Raw genomic sequence first — 12,278 nt, forward strand, 5'->3', positions numbered from 1 at the left:
GTTGCCGAACGCACCGCTACAATGAGCGGATGGATGCTTCGCGAAGTGATGTGCTTGTTCTGGGCGGTGGTGTTATTGGCCTCGCTTGTGCGCTGTATTTGTTGAAGGCGGGCGTGTCCGTTCGCCTGCTGGAGCAAGGTACGCCAGGTAGCGGCAGTTCGCATGGGAATTGCGGCACGATTACCCCCAGCCATGCCGCCCCCCTGGCCATGCCCGGCATGATCTCGGTGGCGATGCGCTCGATGCTGCGCGCCGACGCGCCGCTCTACCTCAATCCCCGGGTCGACCTGGACCGCGCGCGCTGGATGCTAGGTTTCGCCCGGCGCTGCAATTGGCGCGATTTCCACCATGCTGCCGCGGCTCGCTCGGCGATCCTGCAGCGCTCACGTCGCCTGATGGGCTCCTTGATCGAGCAGGAAGGGCTGCACTGCGAGTTCGTCGAGCGCGGTGAGCTCTATGTCTATCGCACCCGTAAGCTGCTGCACGCGGACGAGCGCCATCATGCGGCGGTACTGGACAAGCTGGGCGTGGAAGTACGCCGCCTGCATGGCGATCAGATCGCCGGCATGGAGCCCGCGCTCAAGCCGGGCATCGTCGGCGGCCTGTACCACCCCGACGATGCGCAGCTCCGGCCCGATCGCTATGTGGCCGAGCTGGCGCGGCGCGTGCGCGAGTTGGGCGGGGTCATCGAAAGCGGTGCGCGCATCGATCAATTCGGTACTCAGGAAGGCCGCATCAGCCATGTCCGCACGACCCGTGGCGTGTTTTATGGCGACCGCGTCATCATGGCCCTGGGGGCCTGGTCGCCGCTGATGGGCAGGGAGTTGGGACTGCGCTTGCCGATGCAGCCGGGCAAGGGCTATTCGCTGACCTATAGCCGTCCCGCGCGGGTACCGCGCCATGCGCTGGTGCTGCGCGAGGCGGCCGTTTGTGTCACCACCTGGGGTAGCGGCTTTCGGCTGGGTAGCACGATGGAGTTCTCCGGCTACGACGAGGGCCTGAATCAGATCCGCTTGAATGCCTTGCGTCGCGCGGCTGCGGAAAGCCTGCACGAGCCGGTAGGGCCGGACCTGCAGGAAGAATGGTGGGGCTGGCGTCCGATGAGCATGGACGAGATTCCGATCATCGGTCCAAGCACGCGCTGGTCGAACCTGAGCCTGGCCACCGCGCACGGCATGCTGGGCATCAGCATGTCGGCGGCGACCGGTGAACTGGTCGCTGCGCAATTGACCGGCGCCACGCACGAGATCGATCCGATGCCTTATGCGCCTGCGCGGTTTGGTCTTTGAATGAAACCCTCAGAAAGCCTTCCTATTCGTCATCCCGGCGAAGGCCGGGATCCATTCCTCAGCGTCGATGCTTGCCACATGCTGTCTGACAGGCGAGGACCGAGGAATGGATCCCGGCCTTCGCCGGGATGACGGAAGGCTGAGGTTTTTTCCAGGGTTCCCAAAGATCATTCCTGTCAGCATTGACACCCCTTTAAAGCCCCCGCCACTAACGTGCACGCCATGAACAGGAGACACCGATGGCCGAGAGTTTCGATCTGATCGTATTGGGTGCGGGCTCGGGCGGCCTGGCCACCGCCATCCGCGCCGCGCGCCATGGTGCGCGTGTTGCGATGCTCGATTCGGGCATGCTGGGCGGTACCTGCGTCAATGTCGGCTGCGTGCCGAAAAAGGCCTTATGGTTTGCCGCGCAGCTGGCCCACGCGCAGGAACTGGCAGGCGAGTACGGGTTTTCGTCGACGCCAGGTCCGTTCAACTGGGAACATTTTCGCCAGCTTCGCACGGACTATATCGACGGCATCAAGGGGCGCTATCAAAAGCGGCTTGACGAAGTCGGTGTGCATTGGCGTCGCGAAGCGGGACGTTTCGTCTCCAACGATACGATCGCTACCAGCAGCGGCGACGAACTGAGTGCAAAGCAGATCGTGATCGCGACCGGTGCACGCCCGCATCGCATCGACGTGCCGGGGTTCGAGCTGGGGCTGATCTCCGACGACATGTTTGCCTTGCACGAACAGCCCAGGCGCATCGGGATTGTCGGCGGCGGATACATTGCGATGGAGTTCGCCGGTTTGCTGCGGGCGCTGGGCAGCGAGGTCACGGTGCATGCGCGCGGTCGCCTGCTTGGCGGCTTCGATATGGAAATGGTCGGTGAGCTCGAGCAGCGCATGACGGAGCAGGGCATCCGGTTCAGTCGCGATGTCCAGGTGCGCGGACTGCATCAGGTCGATGGTCAGCTGATGCTCGACGACGCGACCACCGGCGGCTGCGGCCCTTATGATGCGGTGCTGTGGGCGATCGGGCGCGTGCCCAATACCGAGTCGCTGGATCTGGACGCCGTAGGTGTCAAGCTGGGCAAGTATGGTCGCATCCTGGTCGACGCCTGGCAAAACACCAATGTGCCGGGCGTCAGTGCCGTCGGTGACGTATGCGAAAACCGTGAGCTGACGCCTGTTGCCGTCGCCGCGGGCCGGCGTCTGGCCGACCGCCTGTTCGGCGGCAAACCCGATGCGCGGCTGGAGCACAAGCACATCGCCAGCGTGGTTTTTGCCGAGCCGCCGCTGGCGATGGTCGGCATGACCGAGGAACAGGCCAGGGCGCTGCACGGCACGGATGTGCGGATTTATCGCACGCGTTTCTCACCGATGCAGTGGGCCGTGGCCAAGCATCCCGGGCAGACCGTGATGAAGCTGGTCTGTGTCGGCCCGGAGGAGCTGGTGGTCGGAGTTCACGTGCTCGGCCTGGGAGCCGAGGAGATGATGCAGGGCTTCGCCGTGGCGATGAAACTGGGCATGCGCAAGCGCGATCTGGACGACACGGTGGCAATCCACCCGAGTTCGGCCGAAGAACTCGTACTGATGACTTAAACTTGCCGGTATGACCACGCACACCTTGCATCGCGGCACTGCGCCGCTCCTGATCAGCCTGCCGCACGACGGTAGCCATATACCGCCCGATATCGCCGAGCGCATGACGCCGAGGGCGCAGCGTTCCATCGATACCGACTGGCATGTCGGGCGCTTGTACGAGTCGCTGGCGCACCAACTCGGCGCCAGTGTGATCAAGCCGGTGGCATCGCGCTACGTCGTCGATTTGAATCGGCCAGCCGACGGCCATGCGCTGTATCCGGGTCGCAAGGAGACCGGCCTGGTGTCGACCATCGGTTTCGACGGCGAACCTTTGTACCTGGAAGGTGCCGAGCCGGACGAGAAAGAAATTCAACGGCGAGTAAATGATTTCTGGCAGCCCTATCACCAGGCGCTGGCGCAGGAAGTTGCGCGGTTGCGCCACGAGCACGGCCGTCTGGTGCTGTGGGAAGGTCATTCCATCCGCAGCCATGTGCCGATGTTGTTCGACGGACAGCTCCCTGATTTCAACCTCGGCACCGCCGAAGGAGCGAGCTGCGGAGCGGCTCTGCAGCAGCGCCTGGAAGCCTGTCTGAAGGCGCAGTCGCGTTACAGCTTCGTGGTCAATGGCCGCTTCAAGGGCGGTTACATCACACGGCAATTTGGCCGCCCTCAGGATGGGGTCGAAGCGGTTCAACTGGAGCTCGCCCAGCTCAACTACATGGACGAAGACAGCCTGGCCTATGACGAAGAAAAGGCCGTGCAGACCCAGGCGCTGATCCTGCAATTGCTTCAGTGCTGCATCGTCGAAGCGCAAGAAAATGCGAATCAGGATCCGCCTTTCGGAAAGTCAATGACCCCGTTGTAAGAACGTGTATTGCCGGCACGAAAAATCTCGTTTCTCAACGTAAAAACCAGTGCTATGTTGGTGCCGTCGCGCCGCCCGAGCACGCCGGGTTCCGGCCGGGTCCGCGGCACTCAAACGCCCGAGGCATACCACCATGCGTAAACTTGCGATCGCTCTCATGCTCGTCGCCGGTGTGGCTCTTTCCGGTTCGGTGATCGCCGCAACCGCGCCTGCGCCCGCTACCGGTCACCACACGGTGCTGGCGAAAAAGTCCGCCACCAAGCATCACCAGAAGCAGCACCATCACAAGGCGGCCAAGGCAGCGAAGACGGCATAACCCGTTCCGCGTTCCAGGGCACGTTGAAAACCCCGACAGCGTTACCGCTGCCGGGGTTTTTGTTTGTGCGGATCAGTCAAAGGCCGCGACGCACTTCAGTTCGATGGCGATCGGCGTAGGCAGTGCAGTGATGCCGAGAGTCGTACGCGCGGCATCGACGCCGGCGAAATGCTCGGCATAGAGACGGTTGTAGCTTGGAAAGTCGCGCGCCATATCGGTTAGGTACACGGTCACGTCGACCAGGTTTTCCCATCGTGCGCCGGCCGCTTCAAGCACCGCGCGGACATTGGCAAATACCTGCCTGCATTGAGCTTCGATGTCGTAAGCCACCAGGGTGCCGTGGGCATCGTAGACATTGCCCGGAATGGTGTTGTCCGAAGGCTGGCGCGGACCGACGCCGGAAAGAAACAGCAGCTTGCCCACGCGGCGTGCGTGCGGATACGCACCGACCGGCGCAGGTGCCGTTGAGGTGCGAATGATATCGCTCATCGCTCCGTTCCAGGCATGGCGAGCAGGCGTTCGATCGCGTGATCGTAGGAAGATCGCGTGCTTTCACGCGAATTGATATGCAGGTCCAGGTCCTTGATGCGGCCGTCGAACAGGCTGTAGCACCATGCATGCACCGACAGTTGCTGGCCGCGTTCCCAGGCGTCCATCACGGTAGTGGTCTGGCACACGTTGATGACTTGCTCGATCACATTGAGTTCGCACAGGCGCGAATTGCGCATCTGCATCAGATCGATGCCCGCCAACATGCCTGCATGTTTGATCGCCACATCGCTGACGTGGCGCAACCAATTATCGACCAACCCCAGTCGCCGATCGTCCAGCACGGCTTGGATACCGCCGCAGCCGTAATGGCCGACGACGAGAATATGTTCGACTTTCAGCACATCGACGGCGAACTGGATCGCGCTGAGGCAGTTAAGGTCCGAGTGCGAGACCACGTTCGCGACATTGCGCTGGACGAAGATTTCGCCCGGCGGCAGGTCGACGATCTGTGTCGCGGGCACGCGCGAATCGGAGCAGCCGATCCAAAGATACTTGGGAGCCTGTTGTTGCGCGAGCCGCTCGAAAAAGTGCGGATCCTGCTCGCGCACCGATGCGGACCAGATGCGGTTGCTGTCGAGCAGAGGTTGCAATGGGTTGGTCACGATAGCGATCTCAATAGCGAATGCAGATATTTTTCGGCTCGGTGAAGAAGCGCAGCGCTTCTTCGCCACCCTCGCGGCCCAGGCCCGATTGCTTGGTGCCGCCGAAGGGCGTGCGCAGGTCGCGCAGCAGCCAGCAGTTGATCCAGACGATGCCGAAATCGAGTTCCGCGCCAACGCGATGCGCGCGTGAGAGATCGGTCGTCCACAGCGATGCGGCCAGGCCGTAACCGGTGCCGTTGGCGATAGCGATGGCTTCGGCCTCATCGTCGAATGGAATCAGGCTGACGACCGGACCGAAGATTTCCTGTTGATTGGTAACCGCATCCGGCGCGAGGCCTTCGATGACCGTCGGTGCAACGTACCAGCCGTTGGCGCAGCGGCCATCCAGTTGCACGGCATGTCCGCCGCAAAGTATGTCGCCGCCTTCCTCGCGCGCCTGCGCGATGCAGCCCATGACCTTGTCGAAATGCTCTTTGGATACCAGAGCGCCCAGATCGCTGGTCGCTTCATTCGGATCGCCGACGCGCAAGGCGCGCACACGCTCCAGATAACGTTCGCGAAAATTCGCGTAGATCGAGCGTTGCACCAGCAGTCGCGAACCGCACAGGCAAATTTCGCCTTGGTTGGCAAAGCCCGAGCGCACGATGGTGTCGAGGTTGGCGTCGCTCAGCTCCGCATCCGCAAAGACGATGGCGGGATTCTTCCCACCCATTTCCAGCGACACTTTCTTAAATTGCGTCGCCGTTGCCGTCGCGATCATCTCGCCCGTACGCGTGCTGCCGGTAAACGAAACAGCCTTGACCTGACGGTGCTCGATCAGCGGTTGCCCAACGCCGGGCCCTCGTCCTTGCACGATGTTGAATACGCCCGGTGGCAGGCCGGCTTCGATGGTCAACTCGCCGAGCAGTGCCGCCGTGCAGGGGGTTATTTCCGAAGGCTTGGCGACGACGGTATTGCCTGCGGCGAGCGCTGGCGCGATCTTCCAGGTGAACAGGTACAGCGGGAGATTCCACGGGCTGATGCAGCCGACGACGCCCAGCGGCTGGCGCAAGGTGTAGTTGATCGCACCCAGTTCCATCGCATGCGACTGGCTGCTCCACGACACGATGGCCGCGGCAAAGTAGCGAAGGTTGCTGACGGCGCGTGGAATATCCAGGCTTCGCGCCAAGGCCAGGGGCTTGCCGCTGTCGCGCGACTCCAGTGCGGCGAACTCCTCCACGCGCGCTTCGACCAGATCGGCCAGGCGATGCAACAGATGGCTGCGATTATCCGCGGACGTGGCGGCCCAAGCCGGTGCCGCGCGCCGTGCGGCAGCTACGGCCGCATCGATGTCGCTCGCATCGGAATCGGGGCATTGCGCAAAGACCGCGCCGGTTGCCGGTTCGAACACGTCCAGCCAGCGGTTGGCGCGCGGTGCTTCAAGGCGACCGTCGATAAGATTGGCGAGGCGCTTGGGTGACATCGCGCAAGCTTATAGGCTGCGTGGCGAGAATGCACCGGACGCCCGCGTACAGGCGCTGGAGCTCAGCTCAACGAGCGTGTGCGCCCGCCATCCACGGCGATACTTACGCCATTCACATAAGCCGCCGCTGGCGTGCTCAGGAAAGCGATGACTGCGGCTACCTCGGACGGCTCGCCAAAACGACGCGCGGGGACGGCGGCCAGCATGCCGGTGGCGACTTCTTCCGCGCCGCGCCCGGTGCTCGACGCCTGACCTTGCAGCAGGCTGTTCAAGCGATCGGTGCGTGTATAGCCGGGCAGCACGTTGTTGACCGTGATGCCGTCGGGGCCGAGCTCGCCCGCCAGGGTCTTCGACCAGCCGGCCATCGCCGCGCGTACCGTATTGGATACGCCCAGGCTGGCGATCGGCTCTTTGACCGAGGTGGAGATGACATTGACGATGCGGCCGTAATGGCTGTTGCGCATGCCGGGCACGAAGGCCTGGACCAGCGACTGGGCCGCGAGCAGATGCTGCCGAAAGGCAGCCTCGAACGCTTCCGGTACCGCAGTGATCGCCGGGCCGGCCGGCGGGCCGCCGGTGTTGTTGATCAGGATATGTACCGGGTTTCCAGCGGCGACATCCGCCGCCACGGCGAGCAGGGCGGTGGTGTCCAGCATGTCGGCGGTGCGCCAGGCATGTTGCTGGTCGGCGCTCTTGCGCGGCAATAGCTCGACCAGTTCCTTCAGGGCATCGGTCGACCGAGCCAGCACGGTGACGTTCGCCCCCAGCTCCGCCAGCTCGATAGCGGTGGCGCGGCCGATACCTTGCGATGCGCCGCAGACGAAAGCATGGCGTCCGGTCAGATCCAGTTGCATGAAAGATTCCTTGCCGTGGGTGTCAGCGCGCGGACCATTGCAGCGCCAGGGCGCCGAACCAGCAGATCCACGCGAGCCATGGAGCGTAGCGCCAGACGCGTCGCCACTGGGTGACGGCCTTATCTTCGAGTGCGGGCAGTACCGGCGAGCGCAGCGCCAGCTGCAAACGCATCCATATCCGCACGGCACCGACTTTGCCGCCGCCTTCGGGCACGGCAATGATGTTCCATTCGTGCGGATGGCGGACACGCAGCAGCGACGCGATACGCACCTGCGCGACAAAGTGCAGCAGAAAGAAGATCACCCCCACGACGAGCAGGGACAGATAGATTTCGATCATGGCTTGGTGCTGCCGCCGCTAGCGGTGCCGCCATCGCCCGATGAGGATGACGAGCTGCTGCTCGTCTTGGCGGAGTTGCTGCCCGAATCGGACCACAGCGGCACCGGAATGACATCGCGCAGCGTCTTGAGCACGCCGTCGCCCGCGGGCGCTTTGCCGCAGACCGCATTGTCGACCGCGCCGGCATAGGCCTTGTCCATCATGCCGACCCACAATATGCCGTCGGGACCATGCGGGATCTTGAAGCTGCCGGCCGCACTCATGTTGACCGGTGCTTCGGCGGAGAACGCGGCGGGCGACTGTTCCCAATAGGTGTTGCTCGCCTGTTGCGCGGCCGAGCTGAACACGACGATATAGCGTGCCTTGGGGTTCTTGACCTCGAAGCTGCCGAATGCGCCGGTGGTGTCGTCGCTCCAGCCCACATGTTCGCAAAGCTTCACATCCTGCTGCTCGTCCACAGGTTGGAACGCTTCGTCGAGCAAGACCACCGTAGGCGCAAACAGATAGCTGCTGCGCAACCAGCGTCCGTTCAATTCGGACTTCAAGCCGATGCGATAGGGCAGCTTGCCGTCGACGGGCAAGCGGAAACTCAGAAAGTAACTACGCTGGCCGTTGAGGCTGAAGACCGAGCTGCCCGGGCCCAGCTCGAATTTCTGCGGGCTCCAGGGCAACTGGCTCTGATAGGAGAAGTCCGCAAAGCTGGTGCAGCAGGGCGTAGCGTCCTGCAGCGTTTTCTTGGCCAGGTCGAGCTGGCCCGTCGGGTTCTCCGGCGGGCGAAAATTGGGCGGCACCAGCTTTTTGACGCTATGGCAGCCGCCTAGCAGCGCAATGAGCAGAATCGTGGGGAAAACGACTAGGTATCGATGGCGCATGGACACTTGAGTTTAGAATTCGGCCGTCCCTGCCGCACGTGGATAAGGAATCGCGTCGCGAATGTTCGACAAACCGCAAACATAGACCAGCAGGCGTTCAAAACCGAGTCCGAAGCCCGCATGCGGCACCGTGCCGTAGCGACGCAGGTCACGATACCAGCCATAAGTGGCCGTATCGAGACCGAACTGGGTCATACGGCGGTCGAGATAGTCCAGGCGCTCTTCGCGCTGCGAGCCGCCGATGATCTCGCCGATGCCCGGTGCCAGCACGTCCATGGCCGCGACGGTCTTCTCGTCGTCGTTCAAACGCATGTAGAACGCCTTGATCTGCTCCGGGTAATTCATAACGACCACCGGACGGCCGATATGTTTCTCGGCCAGATAGCGCTCGTGTTCAGTTTGCAGGTCGATGCCCCATGCCACCGGGAATTCGAATTTCTGGCCCGATTTTTTCAGGATCTCGACGGCATCGGTGTAATCGATGCGTTCAAACGGCTGGGCAATGAAGGTTTCCAGGCGCGTGATCGCGTCGGGCTGCACGCGTTCGGCGATGAAGGCCATGTCGTCGGGGCGCTCTTCCAGTACCGCCTTGAAGATCGCCTTGAGGAAAGCTTCGGCGCAGTCCGCGTCGGCGGTCAGGTCGGCAAAGGCGATTTCCGGCTCGACCATCCAGAACTCGGCCAGATGGCGCGGGGTGTTGGAGTTTTCCGCGCGGAAGGTCGGGCCGAAGGTGTACACCTTGCTCATCGCCAGCGCGTACGCCTCGACATTGAGCTGTCCGGACACGGTAAGGAACGCTTCGCGACCGAAGAAGTCCTTGCGGAAATCGATCTTGCCGTGTTCATCGCGCGGCAGGTTGGCCAGATCCAGCGTGGAAAGCCGGAACATGTCGCCGGCCCCTTCGGCGTCGGAGGCGGTGATGATCGGGGTATTGACCCAGAAGAAGCCCTGTTCGGTCAGATGACGATGGATCGCCGTCATCATCGTGTGGCGGATGCGGGTGACCGCGCCGAACAGATTGGTGCGTGGGCGCAGGTGGGCGACCTCGCGCAGGAATTCCATCGAATGGGCTTTGGGCTGGATCGGATAGGTTTCCGGGTCGTCGACCAAGCCGGTGACGATGACTTCGTCGGCCTGCAGCTCGAAGCTTTGCCCCTTGCCCTGCGACGGCACCAAGGTGCCGGTCACGATCAGGCCCGCGCCGCTGGTCAGGTGCTTCACTTCCGTCTCATAGTTGCCGAGCGTCGCCGGCACCACCGCCTGGATCGGGTCGAAGCACGAGCCATCGGTCACATTGACGAAGGACAGGCCAGCCTTGGAATCGCGCCGGGTGCGCACCCAGCCGCGTACGGTCACCTTGGAGCCGGCCTCGAGCTTGCCGGAAAGAGCCTGTTTGACGCTAACCACCGCCATGGATTGAAACTCCTGCTGGGCGCCGCAATGTTGGCGCGTATGGGCAAACCACCATCATAATGGAGCCCCCGTCCGCATCGCGACGGTTTTGGGCCGCAAGGCCGACATAAAGCGCACACTTTTATTTATGAGCATCTCGATCACTCCCGCCGCCAACGAACGCATGCGCCAGTTCCTGAGCACGACGCCAGGGGCCACGGGCGTACGTTTCGGCGTCAAGCGCACCGGCTGCTCCGGCTTTGCCTATGTGGTGGACCTGGCCGAGGCGATCGGCAACGAAGACAGTCTGGTTGAGGTCGACGGTGTCCCCTTGATCGTCGACAGCAAGAGCCTGCCGCTGGTCGATGGCACGGTGATCGATTTCCAGCGCCAGGGCCTGAATGCGGCTTTCGTGTTCCATAACCCGAACGCGACCGGGGAGTGTGGGTGTGGGGAGAGCTTTACCGTCGGCTGATGCCGCGGAGCTGGCTTCCCGTCAGGCAAATCAAGCCTTTACACCCGTCCCGCCACCGGGATAGAATCCCGCTTCTGTCCGCAGCCCATCGCGTTCAGACCTTGCCTCACCGCATCCGGCGGGAGGCTGCCAGGCCCGCTAAGGGCCGCATCCACAAGGAGTTTTCCCAAAATGACCATGCGTCATTACGAAGTCGTGTTTCTGGTCCACCCTGACCAGAGCGAGCAGGTTCCGGCGATGATCGAGCGCTACAAAGCGCTGATCGAGACCGACGGCGGCAAGATCCACCGCCTGGAAGATTGGGGCCGCCGCCAGCTGGCCTACCCGATCGTCAACCTGGCCAAAGCGCATTACGTGATGCTCAACATCGAAGTGGGCCAGAACGCGCTGAACGAGCTGGAGTCGGGCTTCCGCTTCAACGACGCCGTGCTGCGCCACCTGGTGGTCAAGCGCGACGCTGCTGATACCGAGCAGTCCTTCATCCTCAAGAGCAAGGAAAAGGACGACGCCAAGTCTTCGCGTCGCCGCGATGACGACTCCGATGGCGACGATCGTCGCATCGGCCGTGACGACAACGATCGCGACAGCGACGACTGATCAGGAGCCTTAAGCCATGTCCAAGTTCTTCCGCCGCCGCAAGTTCTGCCGTTTCACTGCCGAAAAAGTCAAAGAGATCGATTACAAGGATCTCAACACGCTTCGCCAGTACATCACCGAGAACGGCAAGATCGTTCCGAGCCGCATCACCGGCACCAAGGCACGCTATCAGCGTCAGCTGGCCGTTGCGGTCAAGCGCGCACGCTTCCTGGCGCTGCTGCCGTACACCGACAACCACGACGTTTAATTAGCGCGTCGTAAGCCCTCTCCCCCTTATCGGGAGAGGGTGCTACTCCTTCGGACAACCGTCCTTGGCTGCATCGGGCCACACCGGTGCTAACGAATAGGAACCACCATGGAACTGATTCTTCTCGAAAAAGTCCGCAACCTCGGCAACCTGGGCGACAAGGTCAAGGTCAAGCCGGGTTACGGTCGTAACTACCTCCTGCCGCAGGGCAAGGCCGTGCCGGTCAACGCCGCCAATCTCGAAGCTTTCGAGAAGCGCCGCGCCGAGTACGAAGCCAAGGCCAACAGCCTGCTGGCCGACGCTCAGTCGCGCCACGCCAAGCTGGCCGACGTGTCGGTGACCATCGCCGCCAACACCAGCCCGGAAGGCAAGCTGTACGGTTCGGTCGGTCCGCGCGAGATTTCCGAAGCGCTGCAGGCCGCCGGTCACAACATTCACAAGAATGAAGTGATCCAGGGCGAAGGCCCGATCCGCACCACCGGTGAGTATGACGTCGTGATCGCGCTGCACGCTGATGTGCAGGGTTCGGTCAAGGTGATCGTGGTCGGCGAGAAGTAATTCTCTCCAGGCCTCGCCAACAAAAAAGGCGCTTCGGCGCCTTTTTTGTTGGCGGAGGTAATGAGTGGACGAAGGGGGGGGGGCACTCACTCCTCACTCCTCACTCCTCTTCACTCGCTCCTCTTTTTATCCCCAAGTTTCCACAAGATATCCACAGCTTTCCGTATCGGTTCCTGAGACCTCGCCGCGTATGATGGATTACGAAGAAGACCGCCCGCGTCGATCGGGCGCCTCGAAGCGAGGAAAAGCGATGTCCTTTGTTCCAGAGCGTAAATCCGGATCCCTGTCC

The 12,278-nt window shown here is 62.5% G+C and carries 15 protein-coding genes; 8 read left to right on the plus strand and 7 right to left on the minus strand.

Annotation, left to right across the window (positions count from 1 at the left end):
- The first annotated feature begins 29 nt into the window (after nt 1-29).
- The 4 genes from QMG46_RS10520 to QMG46_RS10535 all read left to right on the plus strand — a co-directional run bounded on the left by QMG46_RS10520 (nt 30) and on the right by QMG46_RS10535 (nt 4,038).
- Nucleotides 30-1,289 carry an NAD(P)/FAD-dependent oxidoreductase gene (locus QMG46_RS10520; RefSeq protein WP_281852461.1) on the plus strand — a complete coding sequence of 420 codons (1,260 nt, stop codon included), beginning with the start codon at nt 30-32 and terminating at the stop codon, nt 1,287-1,289.
- A gap of 239 nt (nt 1,290-1,528) precedes the next feature.
- On the plus strand, nt 1,529-2,875 hold the full coding sequence (gene gorA / locus QMG46_RS10525) for a glutathione-disulfide reductase (RefSeq protein ID WP_281852462.1): 1,347 nt from the start codon (nt 1,529-1,531) through the stop codon (nt 2,873-2,875).
- 10 nt (nt 2,876-2,885) lie between these two features.
- On the plus strand, nt 2,886-3,722 hold the full coding sequence (gene hutG / locus QMG46_RS10530; protein WP_281852463.1) for an N-formylglutamate deformylase: 837 nt from the start codon (nt 2,886-2,888) through the stop codon (nt 3,720-3,722).
- Nucleotides 3,723-3,855: 133 nt separating this feature from the next.
- Complete coding sequence (locus QMG46_RS10535) at nt 3,856-4,038, plus strand: hypothetical protein (RefSeq protein ID WP_281852464.1); 183 nt, start codon at nt 3,856-3,858, stop codon at nt 4,036-4,038.
- A 72-nt stretch (nt 4,039-4,110) separates the two neighbouring features.
- Here QMG46_RS10535 and QMG46_RS10540 read toward each other — a convergent pair whose 3' ends face one another.
- From QMG46_RS10540 to asnS, 7 genes are all read right to left on the minus strand, one after another.
- Nucleotides 4,111-4,527, minus strand: coding sequence for a RidA family protein (locus tag QMG46_RS10540; RefSeq protein ID WP_281852465.1), 417 nt, complete (start codon nt 4,525-4,527; stop codon nt 4,111-4,113).
- A complete protein-coding gene (gene can, locus QMG46_RS10545) occupies nt 4,524-5,192 on the minus strand; it encodes a carbonate dehydratase (RefSeq protein ID WP_281852466.1) in 669 nt (222 codons plus the stop codon). Before can ends, QMG46_RS10540 begins: the two co-directional genes overlap by 4 nt.
- Before the next feature lie 10 nt (nt 5,193-5,202).
- On the minus strand, nt 5,203-6,654 hold the full coding sequence (locus QMG46_RS10550) for an aldehyde dehydrogenase (RefSeq protein WP_281852467.1): 1,452 nt from the start codon (nt 6,652-6,654) through the stop codon (nt 5,203-5,205).
- A 62-nt stretch (nt 6,655-6,716) separates the two neighbouring features.
- Nucleotides 6,717-7,508, minus strand: coding sequence for an SDR family oxidoreductase (locus QMG46_RS10555; protein WP_281852468.1), 792 nt, complete (start codon nt 7,506-7,508; stop codon nt 6,717-6,719).
- Nucleotides 7,509-7,530: 22 nt separating this feature from the next.
- A complete protein-coding gene (locus QMG46_RS10560; protein ID WP_281852469.1) occupies nt 7,531-7,848 on the minus strand; it encodes a hypothetical protein in 318 nt (105 codons plus the stop codon).
- The gene (locus tag QMG46_RS10565; RefSeq protein ID WP_281852470.1) at nt 7,845-8,720 is read right to left on the minus strand and encodes a MalM family protein; all 876 of its coding nucleotides are present in this window, start codon (nt 8,718-8,720) and stop codon (nt 7,845-7,847) included. Before QMG46_RS10565 ends, QMG46_RS10560 begins: the two co-directional genes overlap by 4 nt.
- Nucleotides 8,721-8,732: 12 nt before the next feature.
- Nucleotides 8,733-10,133: an asparagine--tRNA ligase gene (asnS, locus tag QMG46_RS10570; RefSeq protein ID WP_281852471.1), complete on the minus strand. Its 1,401-nt coding sequence runs from the start codon at nt 10,131-10,133 to the stop codon at nt 8,733-8,735.
- Between the two features lie 127 nt (nt 10,134-10,260).
- Here asnS and QMG46_RS10575 point away from each other — a divergent pair, with 127 nt between their 5' ends.
- The 4 genes from QMG46_RS10575 (at nt 10,261) to rplI (ending at nt 11,989) form a co-directional block, all read left to right on the plus strand.
- On the plus strand, nt 10,261-10,587 hold the full coding sequence (locus QMG46_RS10575) for a HesB/IscA family protein (RefSeq protein ID WP_281852472.1): 327 nt from the start codon (nt 10,261-10,263) through the stop codon (nt 10,585-10,587).
- Nucleotides 10,588-10,758: 171 nt separating this feature from the next.
- Nucleotides 10,759-11,184, plus strand: coding sequence for a 30S ribosomal protein S6 (gene rpsF / locus QMG46_RS10580; RefSeq protein ID WP_281852473.1), 426 nt, complete (start codon nt 10,759-10,761; stop codon nt 11,182-11,184).
- Between the two features lie 16 nt (nt 11,185-11,200).
- Complete coding sequence (gene rpsR, locus QMG46_RS10585) at nt 11,201-11,431, plus strand: 30S ribosomal protein S18 (protein WP_266169630.1); 231 nt, start codon at nt 11,201-11,203, stop codon at nt 11,429-11,431.
- A gap of 108 nt (nt 11,432-11,539) precedes the next feature.
- Nucleotides 11,540-11,989 (plus strand): 50S ribosomal protein L9, encoded by a 450-nt coding sequence (gene rplI, locus QMG46_RS10590; RefSeq protein ID WP_281852474.1) that lies wholly within the window; start codon nt 11,540-11,542, stop codon nt 11,987-11,989.
- Nucleotides 11,990-12,278 lie beyond the last annotated feature (289 nt).

The sequence above is a fragment of the Dyella sp. GSA-30 genome (genome assembly GCF_027924605.1).
Taxonomy (GTDB): Bacteria; Pseudomonadota; Gammaproteobacteria; order Xanthomonadales; family Rhodanobacteraceae; genus GSA-30.

What these genes read in the sequence shown, in the direction of transcription:
- QMG46_RS10550 (WP_281852467.1), bottom strand. Translation starts at nt 6,654, where the DNA reads ATGTCACCCAAGCGCCTCGCCAATCTTATCGACGGTCGCCTTGAAGCA.
- QMG46_RS10575 (WP_281852472.1), top strand. Translation starts at nt 10,261, where the DNA reads ATGAGCATCTCGATCACTCCCGCCGCCAACGAACGCATGCGCCAGTTC.
- rpsF (WP_281852473.1), top strand. Translation starts at nt 10,759, where the DNA reads ATGACCATGCGTCATTACGAAGTCGTGTTTCTGGTCCACCCTGACCAG.
- QMG46_RS10535 (WP_281852464.1), top strand. Translation starts at nt 3,856, where the DNA reads ATGCGTAAACTTGCGATCGCTCTCATGCTCGTCGCCGGTGTGGCTCTT.
- hutG (WP_281852463.1), top strand. Translation starts at nt 2,886, where the DNA reads ATGACCACGCACACCTTGCATCGCGGCACTGCGCCGCTCCTGATCAGC.
- gorA (WP_281852462.1), top strand. Translation starts at nt 1,529, where the DNA reads ATGGCCGAGAGTTTCGATCTGATCGTATTGGGTGCGGGCTCGGGCGGC.
- asnS (WP_281852471.1), bottom strand. Translation starts at nt 10,133, where the DNA reads ATGGCGGTGGTTAGCGTCAAACAGGCTCTTTCCGGCAAGCTCGAGGCC.
- QMG46_RS10560 (WP_281852469.1), bottom strand. Translation starts at nt 7,848, where the DNA reads ATGATCGAAATCTATCTGTCCCTGCTCGTCGTGGGGGTGATCTTCTTT.
- QMG46_RS10565 (WP_281852470.1), bottom strand. Translation starts at nt 8,720, where the DNA reads ATGCGCCATCGATACCTAGTCGTTTTCCCCACGATTCTGCTCATTGCG.
- QMG46_RS10540 (WP_281852465.1), bottom strand. Translation starts at nt 4,527, where the DNA reads ATGAGCGATATCATTCGCACCTCAACGGCACCTGCGCCGGTCGGTGCG.
- QMG46_RS10555 (WP_281852468.1), bottom strand. Translation starts at nt 7,508, where the DNA reads ATGCAACTGGATCTGACCGGACGCCATGCTTTCGTCTGCGGCGCATCG.
- QMG46_RS10520 (WP_281852461.1), top strand. Translation starts at nt 30, where the DNA reads ATGGATGCTTCGCGAAGTGATGTGCTTGTTCTGGGCGGTGGTGTTATT.
- rpsR (WP_266169630.1), top strand. Translation starts at nt 11,201, where the DNA reads ATGTCCAAGTTCTTCCGCCGCCGCAAGTTCTGCCGTTTCACTGCCGAA.
- rplI (WP_281852474.1), top strand. Translation starts at nt 11,540, where the DNA reads ATGGAACTGATTCTTCTCGAAAAAGTCCGCAACCTCGGCAACCTGGGC.